Below are 12,914 nucleotides of genomic sequence, written 5' to 3' on the forward strand. Positions count from 1 at the left end.
CTTTCCAAAATGTGCGACAGAATAGGAAAGGACTTGCAAAAATTAGTCCGGCCAAACGGCTTGTGCCTGCTTGAGAATGGGTGCCACCCGGGCCTTCTCAGCGGTTAAATAGCACGCGTAAATTGGCATCTGGGCCGCGTTGTCGGTGATTGGCAGGCAGACCCGTTTGTCGTCCGTAGCCAGTTGGGTGGTTAGAACCGGGTCAAACTGGGAAACGTTCGTAGAAAAGTAGGGAAAGTCCGAGAATTTGGTAATCTCCGTCAGGGCGTCGCGTTCCTCCTGGTAGAAAAATTTGGCGCCGGGGATGTTGTCTTGAATAATGGCGCGCCAAGGCCCGATGTCATTGAGCACCACAAAGCTGAGGTCGGCCAACTCGGCGAAGGTGATGGTGGCCTGGTTGGCCTGATACATAAACTGATTCAAGTTGACGGCCAACCGTTCAGTGCCCAGACGTTCACTGGTGATGGCGGGTGCGGCCAGAGGATGATTCGTAAAAATGAGGGCGTCGTCGTTGGCCAACAGCGCTTGCGTCGGGTCGATAACATCAGCGGTCTCGGCAAGCTGAACGTTGGCCGGCAGTTGGGTGGCGAGGGATTGGAGCGCAATCAAGGGACCAGGCAGGGTGGCGCCCACCTGGAGGACACGCTGATTGCGGTCGAAATTTTGAATCCGGTCCACGGCGGCTTGATTGGCGGTAAGCAGGGCGCGGGCCTCAGTAGCAGCAAGCTTCCCGGTAGCAGTCAGACTGAGCCGATTGGGTTGACGGTCAAAGAGCTGGACGCCAAGGTCGCTCTCCAATTTTTGCATGCCCCGGGTAACGGTGGGCTGCGTCACGTTAAGCGTAGCGGCGGTCTTAGCCAGCGTCCCGGTCTGCGCAAAGGTGACGAGTTCTTCTAATAGGTAGTTGTCTAACATGGGGTTGGTCTCCTTAGCGGTGAAAAAAATTTGAGGTACCTTGAAGTGCCTTCTTTTAAAGTGATACGAAATTGCGTATGGTAGTCTACGTAGTGATGAAATATAAGTACAACTGGTCCGGCTTATCGTTCGCCAATTACGGAGGATAAGTGGTGGCTATTCAGTTTTAAACAGGTTGATGCCATAGCTTAGAACGCTTACGACCGCAGTTTCTAGCAGTCACAGATGACAATTTCTGAATCGGTTTGAGATAATAGATAACAGTTTCTGGATGATGAGAATGAACTGGTTTTAGCTGTAGAAACTCAGATTATCGATGTGAGTGACCAGAGGCGAGTCAAGGTGACCAGCTGTGTCGATGGCATTGGCCGAGTGATTTTCTCGGCTTAGGCCGTGGGACGACCTTGGAAACTCACGGGTTTCAGTGAGGTTTCAAGTCGAGGCGGAAGACCGCCCCTCAGGCTGGAGCCGGGTCCCACAGCAGGGCACCTTGAACTCGCCGCCGGAAACGGAATTCACCACATCCAGGTTAAACAGACCATGCACACCAAGTTCACTGATTGGACGGGCTAAACTAGTGTCAGCCGCAGGGTTGGTGAAAATGAGCCAAGCCGTGGGAATTGCCTTAGTGACGGTCTTGGTCGCTTAGGCAATTGGTATCTTTGAGACGCGTAACTCAGCGGCTCAAAGTAAGTCTGGAGACCGCCCTTCGGCTCCAGGCGGCCGCCCACCGCGATCCGGTCTCATTTTCACCGACCCGGAGGCGAACCGAAACAACTAGTATACACACATCGTATACTAGCATGAACAAGTGGTAATTTTCAACGGATTGGTTTGGGACTATAGTAGACTCATCAACCAAGCGAAAGGAAAGATGAGCGATATGACTAACGTCCCAACAATTAAATTGAACAATGGTGTGGAGATGCCACAGTTAGGCTTCGGCGTCTTCCAAGTCCCTGATTTAGCAGAGTGCGAGGCTGCCGTGCTCGCTGCGCTAAAGGCCGGCTACCGGTTACTGGATACCGCCACAGCCTACCGGAACGAGGAAGCCGTTGGCCGGGCCATTCAAAAGAGTGGCGTGCCCCGCGACGAAATCTTTGTGACCTCCAAGCTGTGGGTCTCCGACTTCACCTATGACCGCGCGAAGAAGGGGATTGACGCCTCGCTCCAGCGGTTAGGCTTGGACTACCTAGACCTGTACCTGCTGCACCAACCCTATGGCGACACGATGGGCGCTTGGCGGGCACTGGAAGAGGCGTATCAGGCTGGCAAAATTCGGGCGATTGGCGTTTCCAATTTCTACGCGGATCAATTGAAGAACTTGGAATTGACCATGAACGTGAAACCCGTTGTCAACCAAATCGAAGTGAACCCCTGGTACCAGCAGCCGACTGAGGTGGCATTCAACCAGAGCGACGATGTGCGGGTCGAGGCCTGGGCACCATTCGCTGAGGGCCAACACGGCGTCTTCACCGACCCAGCCATCACGGCAATTGCCCAGGCCCACGGCAAGACCACCGGCCAAGTCATTCTACGGTGGCTGCTGCAGCGCGGAATTACCGTGATTCCGAAGTCCGTTCACCGGGAGCGGATGGTAGAGAACATGGACGTCTTTGACTTCGAGCTGAGCCCGGCAGAAATGCAGGCGATGGCGGCTTTAGACCGGCAAGAAAGCCAGTTCTTTGACCACCGTGATCCGGTCACGATTGAACAAATTTTCGGTTCTAGTTTAAAACAATTAAAGGAGTAATGCGAAATGACAACAACACCAACGATCCACTTAAATGACGGTAACGAGATTCCAGCAATCGGCTTCGGCACGTTCCAAATCCCTAGCGATGGCTCAACCTACAAGGCTGTGACGGAGGCGCTCAAGGATGGGTACCGCCACATTGACACCGCCGTGGCCTATTTCAACGAGGCTGAAGTGGGTCAAGCCGTCCGTGACAGTGGGATTCCCCGCGACCAAATTTGGATTACCAGCAAGCTTTGGCTCCAAGACTTTGGCTACGAACCAGCGAAGACGGCCATTGACCTGTCTCTGAAAAAGTTGGGCGTGGATTACATCGACCTGTACCTGATTCACCAGCCATACGGCGACGTGCCGGGTGCTTGGCGGGCTATGGAAGAAGCACAACAAGCCGGTAAACTCAAGTCTATCGGGGTCTCCAACATGACGCCCAAGATTTGGAACAGCTTTGTGCCGGACTTCACCGTGAAGCCAGCGGTCAACCAGGTGGAATTCAACCCCACTTTCCAACAAAAGGCGATTCGCCAATTGATGGCTGCCGATGATGTGAAGTTGGAGGCGTGGGCACCACTGGGACAGGGTAACCAGGCGCTCTTAACCGATCCCGTCATCACCAAGTTGGCGGCGAAGTACGGCAAGGATGCTGGCCAAGTGATTCTGCGTTTTGAAAATCAACTCGGCGTTATTGTCTTCCCCAAGTCCGTCCACGCTGACCGAATCAAGAGCAACCTGGACATCTTCGACTTCACGTTGACGCCTGCTGAAATGACCGACCTGATTGGTTTGGACACCGGCAAGGGACAACACGATCCCGATGCTCCCGGCGTTGAACAGATGTTGGCCGGCTACGACGTTCACGCCAACGATTAAGTTAAGCAGAATGTTTTGAAAGGAGTCCGCTGAAATGGCGGGCTTTTTGCGTTGGCTGGAAAGAGTAGTGATGGCAACGACGGTCATTCACGGGCCATTTAGCTAACGGCACACAGGCAGGTGGGACCGTGTAATTGCTAGAATGGGGCCCAACCTTAAAAGTTTTTTAAGTCCCCCCTGAATCAGACTGTGAACTATCTGCATCACTGGAGACAGCCGGTAGTGGAGCACGCAGCGTCAGACGACTCGGTAAATTAGCCGCCAATTCAGCCCGTCTTTCAGCCCACCAAAAGGTGAGACGCTGACGGAATTTTAGCCGTGAACCATGCCGGCAAAACGCGTGATGGTGGTCCGCTAGATTTTGCGATGTGGCCATTCTGACAGGTAGAATTAATGGTAGGATAATCTATGAGGGAACTGTAAAATTTTACGATTAAATAATTTCTGACAAATAATGTATCGCCGGAAAATCACCGCTGCTGTGGCAATGCGCAGTGCGGGATTGTCATCACCCAGGAGTCGTTTTTGAGTGAGGACTCAGGCGGTGCCATCTAGGGATGAGTGGTTATCATGCGTAGAGAGATGGAAAAAAGGATTCGGTTAGTGATGGTGGTGGCTGTCCTACTAGCACCAGTGTTCACTGGGATTTTGGGGATGGAGACGGTGCCAGCCGCGGCCGCGACAACCAGTGACTCGGCAATTTCTAATCTGGTGGATGCCAATGCCAACGCCGTGAGTGCCACGACTAGCGCCAGTTCGACCAGTAGTTCAACAGCCAGTACCAAGACCAGCAGTACGACAACCACCAGTCGGGCAACGCTTGCCCGGGCGGCCACGGCGGATACCGACATCGCCAGCGGCGTCAACGGTACGGTGACTTGGACGATTACCAGTGACGGGGTCCTCCATTTGAGCGGCGGGTCGTTTTCCTACCTGCCAGCAAATAATTCGCCTTGGGCCAGCGCCACGGTAGCGGCTAATATTGGCGGGAGCTATGCCAGTCAGATTACCGCCATCAGTATTGACGGCGACCTCACCGCAACCTCGGCGGCCCCTAACTACAGCTATTTGTTCGCTAACTTACCAAACGTGACCACGATTACCGGCTTGGATAAGCTCAAGATGGCCGGGGTCGACAATATGGCGTACATGTTTGAATATGATTCAGCGTTGACTAGCGTTGACTTTGGCACCAATGATTTCAGCGATGTGACCAGCACCTACGGAACCTTTTACAAGGACACGGCACTGACCAGTGTCAATATGCCGGACGCCAACCTGACCAGCGACACCACGACCAACCAGATGTTTTCCAGTTGTACCAGCCTCACCGATGTGTCAACGAGCGGCTGGCAAATTGGTGCGGTGACGGATGTCTCACAGATGTTTTCAACCTGTACGTCGTTAAAGACCTTAGACGTTGGGGATTGGGACGTTAGCCAGGTGACTGACTTTCACAGCCTCTTTTTAAACGATAAACTCTTGACGGACCTAGACGTTGCGAAATGGGATGTCAGCAAGGGCACCAACTTGGGCTATCTTTTCTACAACTGTGCTGCGTTGACCAGCTTGGCTGTGGACGACTGGCAAACGGGAAATGCCACCACATTGTGGTCAACGTTTGCCGGTTGTTCCAGTCTGACCAGCCTGAACGTTGCCAACTGGGATACCAGCAAGGTTACCCTGATGGCGTACACATTTATGAACTGTAACAAATTAACCAGTCTGGACGTCAACGGTTGGGACACGGCCAACGTGACGTCGCTCAGCAACATGTTTATTGGTTGTTCGGGTCTCACCGACCTGGCGTTGAACGGTTGGGATACCAGCAAGGTACAGAACATGGCGTACCTGTTTGCCAGTGATCGGGGCCTGACCACGCTAGAGATTGACAAATGGGATACCGGTAGTGTCACGAATATGACGAGTCTCTTTGCCGGAGCCAGCGCCTTGACGAGCCTGGACCTGAGCAACTTTGACACCAGTCAGGTCACGACGATGACGGGCCTCTTTAGCAATATGACGAATCTGAATACACTGAATCTATCTAGTTGGGACACCAGTGCGGCCACCGCTTACGGCACCGTTTTTACCGGCGACAGCAAGCTACAACACCTGACGCTGGGGAAGGACTTCACTTTTCACAACGCGACCACGATGGCGTTACCGGATGCCAGTTCAACCAGTCCGTATACGGGCAAATGGCAGCTGGCAACGACCGGCACGACTTACACCGCGAGTGACTTGATGACGACCTACGACGGCAGTACCATGGCCGGTCAGTACAATTGGAGTGGCGCCGGCAACGTGACGGTGAAGTACGTCGACACGCAGGGCAATCCTATTGCGGCTGACGACGTGTTGAGCGGGGATGTTGGTAGCGCGTACACCACGACCGCCAAGACGATTGCCGGGTATACGCTGAATACGACGCCGGCCAACGCGACCGGGAATTTCACCTCCGGGGCGACCACGGTAACGTACGTGTACACCGGTAACCTCTTCTTTAGCTCGGAACTTGGCAGCATCAGCTTTGGCAGTCACGTGTTGTCAGGGGTAACGACGACGTATAATGCGACGACCACCGGCACGCTGGCCGTGCAGGACAATGGCCCGGTCGATTCGACCTGGACGTTGACGGCGCAAGAGGATGCGGCGGGCTTTGTCGGCAGTCAGACCGGTGCTACCTTGCCAGCCACGTTGAGTTACCAGAAGGATGGGGTGGCGACCACCATTGGCACGACCGCCACGCCAATCGAGACGCACACCGCGACGGACCATTTGCCGGTGACGATTTCGGATAGCTGGACCGGATCTACGGGGCTTCAACTGACCGTGGCTGGCACGGCTAGCGCGGACACGTACAACGGGTCGGTGACCTGGACGCTGACGAACAGTGCGACTTAAGGTTCGGCCATCAACTTAACACTAAAGGTTGAAAGTGCAAGAAGACTAAAGCGGCCCAGCTAACAGGGATTCAATCCACAAAATTAGTGGTTAATTTGCCACCTGCGGCTGCCAGAGATTCCGTCTGCTGTGGGGAGCACCTGCGGCCTGAGAAGCGGTCCTCCGGCTCGGTTTGAAGCCTGACAAAAATCGTCAGTCTCCAAACACGTCCCACGGTGTAAGCTGGTTCCCAGCTAACACCGTCGACACAGCTGTCTCCATCTCTGTCCTCCTCCGGTTAGGATTGTTCTTCAACAGGATGTTGCCGTAACCATCGCTGACCTGGCAACGTTTGTCTACCGTAATTGCGTACAGTCTAGGTAGGCTCAGCCGTGGGATTTTCCCAGTGCTCTTCTTGGAAAATGGCAACTTTGAAACGCGGTCTGTGCGGTTCAAAGCGAGCTGGCAGACCGCTTTCCAGGTTGCCTGCGTCCTACCCACAGCGTACCCACAGCGTTCCGGCCAAAATTTGGTGAACGGTAAGCCAGCAGGTTTAGAAAACGTTGCTAATGTCCAGCGTTATACGCCTACTTTGTAGCGCGCGTTACGCCCCAAGTTTAAGTTCCAACTTACCTCAACATAATAAAAAGGCGACTGGGTGAAAACTCGGCCGCGTTTTTGCGCGTTCACAATTGATTAGGTCAAGCGCATAACTGCCAAATTAGTTCCCCAGCAAATTAGTTGAAGTCTGCTAAATTTGTTATAATTATCTTCATGAGATTGCGGTTCAAGCAAGTGGAGGAAAAATGACAAAGAAAGCGTTCCAATTGAAAATCCCCGCGGAGATCAGCGAGCAACTGCGGTTAGACGGCGATACCCCGGTGAAACTGGTGGTTAAGCGCGACCGGCTAGTGGTCCAATTAAATGAGCCACGCCAGCAGCTGTTCCAAAATCGGGTTCTGTTGTGGCCCGTCTTGACGGCGTTAGTGGTCAGTCTGGGGTTCTACTTATTTTTACACGTTCAAAACATCCATACGGTTAATCTAGCCGGCAACGATTCGTTAGCGACCGGAATCATCATTCTCGGTGTTGTGATGGGCATGCTGCTGTTTGCGGGCTTCTTCATTCGCGACCGGAAAAATCCGCACACCCATTTTAGCCAAAACATCTACTGGCGAAATTTCCCGGTAATTGTGCTGTCGTTTACGCTGATTCTTGGGTTGGCGTTGACCGGAAGTATGTGGCTGCTGGGGGTCCTGTTCAAGGGGGCCAGCTTTGGTCGGGTGACGGCCAGCTTGATTCTCTTTGCCTTTGGCGTCGTGACCAATTCGGTAATGATTTACTTCGCCCTGGTCGTGGACGCGGGCGTGCTCTCGACCGTCCTGATTCTGGTGATCATTAGTGGCGTGGTCATTGCGATGGCCGTGAATAATCAAAAATATTGGTGGCAACATAACCTGAGTTTTCTGGGGACGAGTGGTGCCTCCAGTGGCTGGCAGTTCAACGCCACGCTGATTTTCGCGGCGATGTTGATGATTGCGCTGGTCGATTACCTGTTCGTGCGGCTCCACGAGGTCTTTCCACGGTCCCGCCAATTATTGGTGCTACGGGTACTGTTGACGTTGACGGCCGTGGATTTGGGCATGGTGGGGGTCTTCCCCAACAACGCTAACTCACACGCGTTGCACGACCAAGTGGCGGTGCTGCTGGTCTACTTCATCATCGCTCTGATTGTGGGCGTCCGCTGGTTGTTGCCTCAGATCACCAAGGATTTCTTGGTGCTGTCGGACGGCGTCGGCGTGGCGTTAGTGGTGGCGGCATTACTGTTCCAGGTATTTGGCTACTTCTCGCTCACGGCGTTTGAAATGATGGCCTTCGTTCTGGCATTCGGTTGGCTGTTAATGCTGCTGGATCGGATTGAAGCCCTGATCGATGTCGGGATGGCGGGGATGCTGGAAGAACTTGATTAGTTTGTAAGGCCGTTGGCAAATTGCCATGGCCTTTTATTATGTTATTTTTTAGGGATGAGGACTTTAGCCAGTTACTCGCCACTGGCTAGTGAACGCTTTCAATCATTAACCTGAAGGCTTATTCTAAATGTAGGTCGTAAATACAGGAGGCGTACGATGAAAGTTAAGCAGGGGATATTACTGACAATTGGATTGCTAGTGGGATTACTTGGGGCCGGCTTCTCGACGGAGGCAAGTGCCGCAAGTAACACGGTGCCCACAAAGTTTCAAGGAACGTTCTATCAATACGCTAGTCACAAGAAGTGGGATAAATTAGTTATCCGCAAGCATAGTGCGCAAATATCAGGTCCCGGTTATGCAAAAGCATTTAAATTAAAGCCAACGGCAAAGTCTAGTCACAAACTGGCTTTTAAAGTGACTGGCAAAGATAGGCACCAGGTCTTCTTCACGTTGAATAGCAAGCTAAAGGATGAAGCTAGTAGTCCTCTGCCCATGCAAGGGTTTAGCTTAGCGCAGAGAAAAATAGGTCATAAGACTTATAAGGTCGTTCGTGGCTTTCAAAGTGGTTACTGGTTTGATTTTATCAAAGGCCAGAAAATAACGCATCGGTATGCCGGCATGGCAAATGGTAAATACTAAAAATAAAAAGATTAATCCGCAATCGTGTCGATCCGGATTAATCTTTTATTTTGCGTGATTCAGCACCGTCATCTTCGTCGGCATCGCCCGTACTTTCTCCATGGCGTGGTCGGCGTTAATCTGGGAGACGATGTGCGTCAACGTTGTGGCTGCGGTCTGGTCCTTGCGAAAGGAATGGACGATCATGCTGTCGTAAGTCACTTTATCCGCGCTGAGCGTAAACCAATTGGGCGCCAGATTCTTATCGGTATCTGTGATATTCCTGTCCGGCCAGACTAGATAACGGGTCGGGTGTTTTTGGGCGTAGTGTTCTACTTGCCAGCCGGCCGTAAAGTCGTTGACCTCTTGCCAGCGTGGCAACTTGGTGTCCTTGATGGCGTAGTAAATGATGCAACTGTACGCTAGCTTGCGGTTGTGTTTGAGCTCTGCCAGGGTTAGGCGGGGTGTTGCTGTCGGTTTACGTTTACGTGCGGAGGTTTTGCTGGTCTGCGCGGTGCGGCTGGCTGGCGCGGGGGTCGTGGATGAGCGGGGCATGAGGACCACGCCACCCACGACCAGAACGATCACGCCAGTGACAGCGGCGATTAGCCACTTCTTCAAAAGAAATCACGCTTTCGGGTGCTGTATTTATTTCTCAGTTTACTGGATTAGCCATTGGCTGACAAATCGCGGTGCGGCACTGGACCAGAAAAATGGGCGCAAAAAAGGGACTGTGGTAAGTGTCCCAGTCCCGAAAGTAAAATATGATTAAGTTTTAGTACCAGTGGTGATGTTGCCAGAATGACTTAGCCTTGGTCCAAGTACCGTAACGACCAGCCACGTACTTGTTGGCGGTCTTTTCCTGGTTAACGGCGGAGTAGTCACCGTGCAGGTAAGCCTTCAGTAATTGGTAACGACCGTAACAGTTACCATTACGCGCCGTGTAGCTGTAGCGAGATTCATGGTAGGCAATCCAGCTCTTGGCTGATTTTTGCTTGGCTGATAAGCCGGCGTTGATTGTAGCAATTTGTTTCTTTTGGCTAGCGGATAAGGTCGCAGCTTCAGCGGTCACAGTCGGTTCTGAGCCGAAACTGGTGGCGACGTTGGCAACCATGCCGAATGAGAAACCGAATATTAATAAGATTGACGCAAGTTTGATTTTAAATTTAGTCATATTTTTTAAACACTCTTCCTCGTTTGTTAATGTCTACCCTGTAGGATACGCGAGAAATGTTGCAATCGTGTTACTACGCAATTAAAAGGCGGTCACAACGAGGTAAAGTTATATGACGGATAGGGTGGGCCATTTTGGGGCGAAAGTACCGACAAACGACGCTAATTCAGGGATGTAACCGAATTTACATTTCTGAAATAATAGTCAATAGGACGATTTGTTCGGCCCGCAGAAAATTAGTGAATTAGGCCGAAATAGGCAATAACCACGATTCCCAGGACGATTCGGTACCAGCCGAAGGGTTGGAAATCGTTGTTTTTAATGTAGCTCAGCAGGAATTTGATCGACAGGTAGGCGACAATGTAGGAAACAATGACGCCGGTGAGCAGGACAATCACCTGGTTGTAGGTAAAGGTATTGCCGTGGACGAAGTACTTTAAGACCTTGAGGAGTGAGGCGCCAAACATGGTTGGAATGGCCAGGAAGAATGAAAATTCCGTGGCCACGTAGCGGGATGCGCCAATCAGGATGGCACCGAGAATGGTCGCCCCCGAGCGTGAGGTGCCGGGGACCATGGCGAGCACTTGAAAGAGGCCAATGTAGACGGCCATCATGATGGGTAGCTGATTGAGGTCGGTAAACCGAGGGGTCCGGTGCCGGTTGGCATTTTCAATCACAATAAATAAAATTCCGTAGACAATCAGCGTGGTCGCAATCACCTGCCAGCTGGTCAGGTGCGCATCCATCCAATCGTTTAGTGGTAGCCCGACGATGACCGAGGGGAGGACGGCAATGATGACCTTGGCCCAGAGCGTCCACGTTTGGCGGCGTTCCAGGTGGTCCTTGTTGGTTGCCCATGGATTGAGCTTGTTAAAGTAGAGGACCAGGACGGCCAGGATGGCGCCCAGCTGGATGACGACCATGAACATGTTAATGAAAGCGGTCGACTCGTTGAGCTTGACGAATTCGTCGGCCAAATAGAGGTGACCCGTCGAGCTGATCGGCAGGAATTCAGTGATTCCTTCAATGATACCCAGAATAACGGCTTTAATAATATCTAACACGGGAAGGCTCCTTTATGTATGAGAGTAAGTTCTTCCAGTGTACGGGACCCATGTAAATGTATCGTGACAGCCATGTAAAAGGTTGGTAAATGAAAAAGGTCCACAACTATTTAACGTTGTGAACCACAGAGAGTGAGACAATATAGCTTTGGAGATACAACGCGAGTCTGGCATTTTGTCCCGGACTGGTCTGGTTAATTTTCAGTGGAAGCCGGTTCCCGCCCGGCCATCAGCTTGCGAAAGACAAAGACGCTGCCGAGGAAGAAGCAGGCGGCTAGCGTGGCTGCGACTGGCAAGGTGTGGAACATGGTTGCCGGTAAGACCAGCGCCAGCAACGGAAAGGCGTAGGCCGCTGGGAGCTTGAGGCGCAGGAGCTGGAGTAAGCTGAACACCAGCGGCAGGGCAATCAGCGTGGTTAATAGCCAAGACGCCAGCAGGCTGTGGATCAGCACGCCTAACGTGGCGGCGCCTGCCAGAGCGATAATCTGTTTGACGGCCAGCTTGCCGGGGTACGCGGGCAACTGCGACACCTCGAAGAACACCACGAGCACCGGCGGAATCCCCGCCATTTGGGGAAAACCGGCTAGCCAGACCGCGGCGACCCAGACGGAAGCCACCAGGGTGAAGCCCAGCATGTGGGTCACGTGGAGCGGCTTGCCCGCCGGTTGGCCGTGGTAGTGGCCTTGCAAGAACACCCCCAGCGTCAACGTCAGGGTGAATACCAGGATGGCCACGATAAACGACCAGTGGGTGGCGTTGATGATGATGGGCAGGAGGCCGGTCGCAAATGAGGGCGCCAGCGTGGACCGTAAAATGCTGAGTAAGAGCAGAATCAGCAAGAGTGTCAGGTAGACCTTTGCGGCGTAGCTGATGGCAAGTTGATTGACCAGAAAGCCGATGATGGCCGTTCCAGAGGGTGCGAGGAAAATCTTAACCGGTTGGGCAATCCAGCTGGGGTTGTGATAGATCCAGGTGCCGGCGGTGAGCGCGCCAATTTCTGGCAGAATGATTTCGTAGTCGCCGAGCAACGTGGCGGCCGTGACCATCAAGAGGACAAAGGCGAAGCCAATCAGGTAGTCGCGGATTTCTAATTTGGTGAGGGACATGGTGCGGGGAAACCTCCTTACAGAATTGCTTTATATAAAAGTCGAATTTTTTAGCATGCGAGATTGATTATAGCACGATATTCGCTAGTTTTCAGGTTGAAAGGACTGTGAAAACGGTGTCACAACTGAATTTGTCGCAGGCACACAGCCGATTTTGGCGGACACCCCACACTGCGGTATACTGGAGAAGTGAAATAGCGCTTTCAAAAAATACGTGTAAGGAAGTATTTACTCATGAGCACAACGAAAATCGCCTTACCAGACCTCATTCAGTACCGCGACCAACAGATTGCCAGCAAGTCTTTAAGCCGCAAGCTGGGGATCGACATGCCATTCGTGGCCTACGCGATGGCGGCCGGGGAGAGTATCAGTAGCGAGCAGTCTGACCGCACCAAGTTGGTTCAGGTGCTCGCTGGCACTTTGACGGTTCAACTGACAGACCGGCGTGAAACGGTGACAACTGGTGAGTTGCTGGTGATTCCGGCCGGGACGGCACACAGTTATGTGGCCAATGAGCCGTGCAAGTTTATTCAAATGGAAACGAAGTAGGAGGAAATT

At 52.6% G+C, this 12,914-nt stretch carries 11 protein-coding genes; 6 read left to right on the top strand and 5 right to left on the bottom strand.

Annotation, left to right across the window (positions count from 1 at the left end):
* Positions 1 to 42 precede the first annotated feature (42 nt).
* Positions 43 to 915 carry a LysR family transcriptional regulator gene (locus tag EKM99_RS01140; RefSeq protein ID WP_125580079.1) on the bottom strand — a complete coding sequence of 291 codons (873 nt, stop codon included), beginning with the start codon at positions 913 to 915 and terminating at the stop codon, positions 43 to 45.
* Between the two features lie 883 nt (positions 916 to 1,798).
* On the opposite strand from EKM99_RS01140, the gene EKM99_RS01145 reads away from it, so the two are divergent.
* From EKM99_RS01145 to EKM99_RS01165, 5 genes are all read left to right on the top strand, one after another.
* Positions 1,799 to 2,668: an aldo/keto reductase gene (locus EKM99_RS01145; protein WP_125580081.1), complete on the top strand. Its 870-nt coding sequence runs from the start codon at positions 1,799 to 1,801 to the stop codon at positions 2,666 to 2,668.
* Between the two features lie 6 nt (positions 2,669 to 2,674).
* Positions 2,675 to 3,538: an aldo/keto reductase gene (locus EKM99_RS01150; protein ID WP_125580083.1), complete on the top strand. Its 864-nt coding sequence runs from the start codon at positions 2,675 to 2,677 to the stop codon at positions 3,536 to 3,538.
* 582 nt (positions 3,539 to 4,120) lie between these two features.
* A complete protein-coding gene (locus EKM99_RS01155; protein ID WP_225419744.1) occupies positions 4,121 to 6,445 on the top strand; it encodes a BspA family leucine-rich repeat surface protein in 2,325 nt (774 codons plus the stop codon).
* A 785-nt stretch (positions 6,446 to 7,230) separates the two neighbouring features.
* The gene (locus tag EKM99_RS01160) at positions 7,231 to 8,394 is read left to right on the top strand and encodes a DUF998 domain-containing protein (RefSeq protein ID WP_125580087.1); all 1,164 of its coding nucleotides are present in this window, start codon (positions 7,231 to 7,233) and stop codon (positions 8,392 to 8,394) included.
* A gap of 156 nt (positions 8,395 to 8,550) precedes the next feature.
* On the top strand, positions 8,551 to 9,033 hold the full coding sequence (locus EKM99_RS01165) for a hypothetical protein (protein ID WP_125580089.1): 483 nt from the start codon (positions 8,551 to 8,553) through the stop codon (positions 9,031 to 9,033).
* 45 nt (positions 9,034 to 9,078) lie between these two features.
* On the opposite strand, the gene EKM99_RS01170 is transcribed toward EKM99_RS01165, so the two are convergent.
* The 4 genes from EKM99_RS01170 to EKM99_RS01185 all read right to left on the bottom strand — a co-directional run bounded on the left by EKM99_RS01170 (position 9,079) and on the right by EKM99_RS01185 (position 12,356).
* Positions 9,079 to 9,633, bottom strand: coding sequence for a hypothetical protein (locus EKM99_RS01170; protein ID WP_125580091.1), 555 nt, complete (start codon positions 9,631 to 9,633; stop codon positions 9,079 to 9,081).
* Positions 9,634 to 9,787: 154 nt separating this feature from the next.
* Entirely contained in the window at positions 9,788 to 10,186 is a 399-nt protein-coding gene (locus tag EKM99_RS01175; protein WP_125580093.1) for an aggregation-promoting factor C-terminal-like domain-containing protein, read from the bottom strand.
* A 236-nt stretch (positions 10,187 to 10,422) separates the two neighbouring features.
* Positions 10,423 to 11,250: an undecaprenyl-diphosphate phosphatase gene (locus tag EKM99_RS01180; RefSeq protein ID WP_125580095.1), complete on the bottom strand. Its 828-nt coding sequence runs from the start codon at positions 11,248 to 11,250 to the stop codon at positions 10,423 to 10,425.
* Between the two features lie 194 nt (positions 11,251 to 11,444).
* Positions 11,445 to 12,356, bottom strand: a complete 912-nt coding sequence (locus EKM99_RS01185) for a hypothetical protein (protein WP_125580097.1) — start codon at positions 12,354 to 12,356, stop codon at positions 11,445 to 11,447.
* A gap of 234 nt (positions 12,357 to 12,590) precedes the next feature.
* On the opposite strand from EKM99_RS01185, the gene EKM99_RS01190 reads away from it, so the two are divergent.
* Positions 12,591 to 12,905: a cupin domain-containing protein gene (locus EKM99_RS01190; protein ID WP_125580099.1), complete on the top strand. Its 315-nt coding sequence runs from the start codon at positions 12,591 to 12,593 to the stop codon at positions 12,903 to 12,905.
* The last annotated feature ends 9 nt before the right edge of the window (positions 12,906 to 12,914 follow it).

The sequence above is a fragment of the Levilactobacillus cerevisiae genome, assembly GCF_003946245.1.
GTDB lineage: Bacteria > Bacillota > Bacilli > Lactobacillales > Lactobacillaceae > Levilactobacillus > Levilactobacillus cerevisiae.

Bases quoted from the DNA above. Each gene is read 5' to 3' on its own strand.
- EKM99_RS01140 (WP_125580079.1), bottom strand. From the start codon at position 915: ATGTTAGACAACTACCTATTAGAAGAACTCGTCACCTTTGCGCAGACC.
- EKM99_RS01145 (WP_125580081.1), top strand. From the start codon at position 1,799: ATGACTAACGTCCCAACAATTAAATTGAACAATGGTGTGGAGATGCCA.
- EKM99_RS01150 (WP_125580083.1), top strand. From the start codon at position 2,675: ATGACAACAACACCAACGATCCACTTAAATGACGGTAACGAGATTCCA.
- EKM99_RS01155 (WP_225419744.1), top strand. From the start codon at position 4,121: ATGGAAAAAAGGATTCGGTTAGTGATGGTGGTGGCTGTCCTACTAGCA.
- EKM99_RS01160 (WP_125580087.1), top strand. From the start codon at position 7,231: ATGACAAAGAAAGCGTTCCAATTGAAAATCCCCGCGGAGATCAGCGAG.
- EKM99_RS01165 (WP_125580089.1), top strand. From the start codon at position 8,551: ATGAAAGTTAAGCAGGGGATATTACTGACAATTGGATTGCTAGTGGGA.
- EKM99_RS01175 (WP_125580093.1), bottom strand. From the start codon at position 10,186: ATGACTAAATTTAAAATCAAACTTGCGTCAATCTTATTAATATTCGGT.
- EKM99_RS01185 (WP_125580097.1), bottom strand. From the start codon at position 12,356: ATGTCCCTCACCAAATTAGAAATCCGCGACTACCTGATTGGCTTCGCC.
- EKM99_RS01190 (WP_125580099.1), top strand. From the start codon at position 12,591: ATGAGCACAACGAAAATCGCCTTACCAGACCTCATTCAGTACCGCGAC.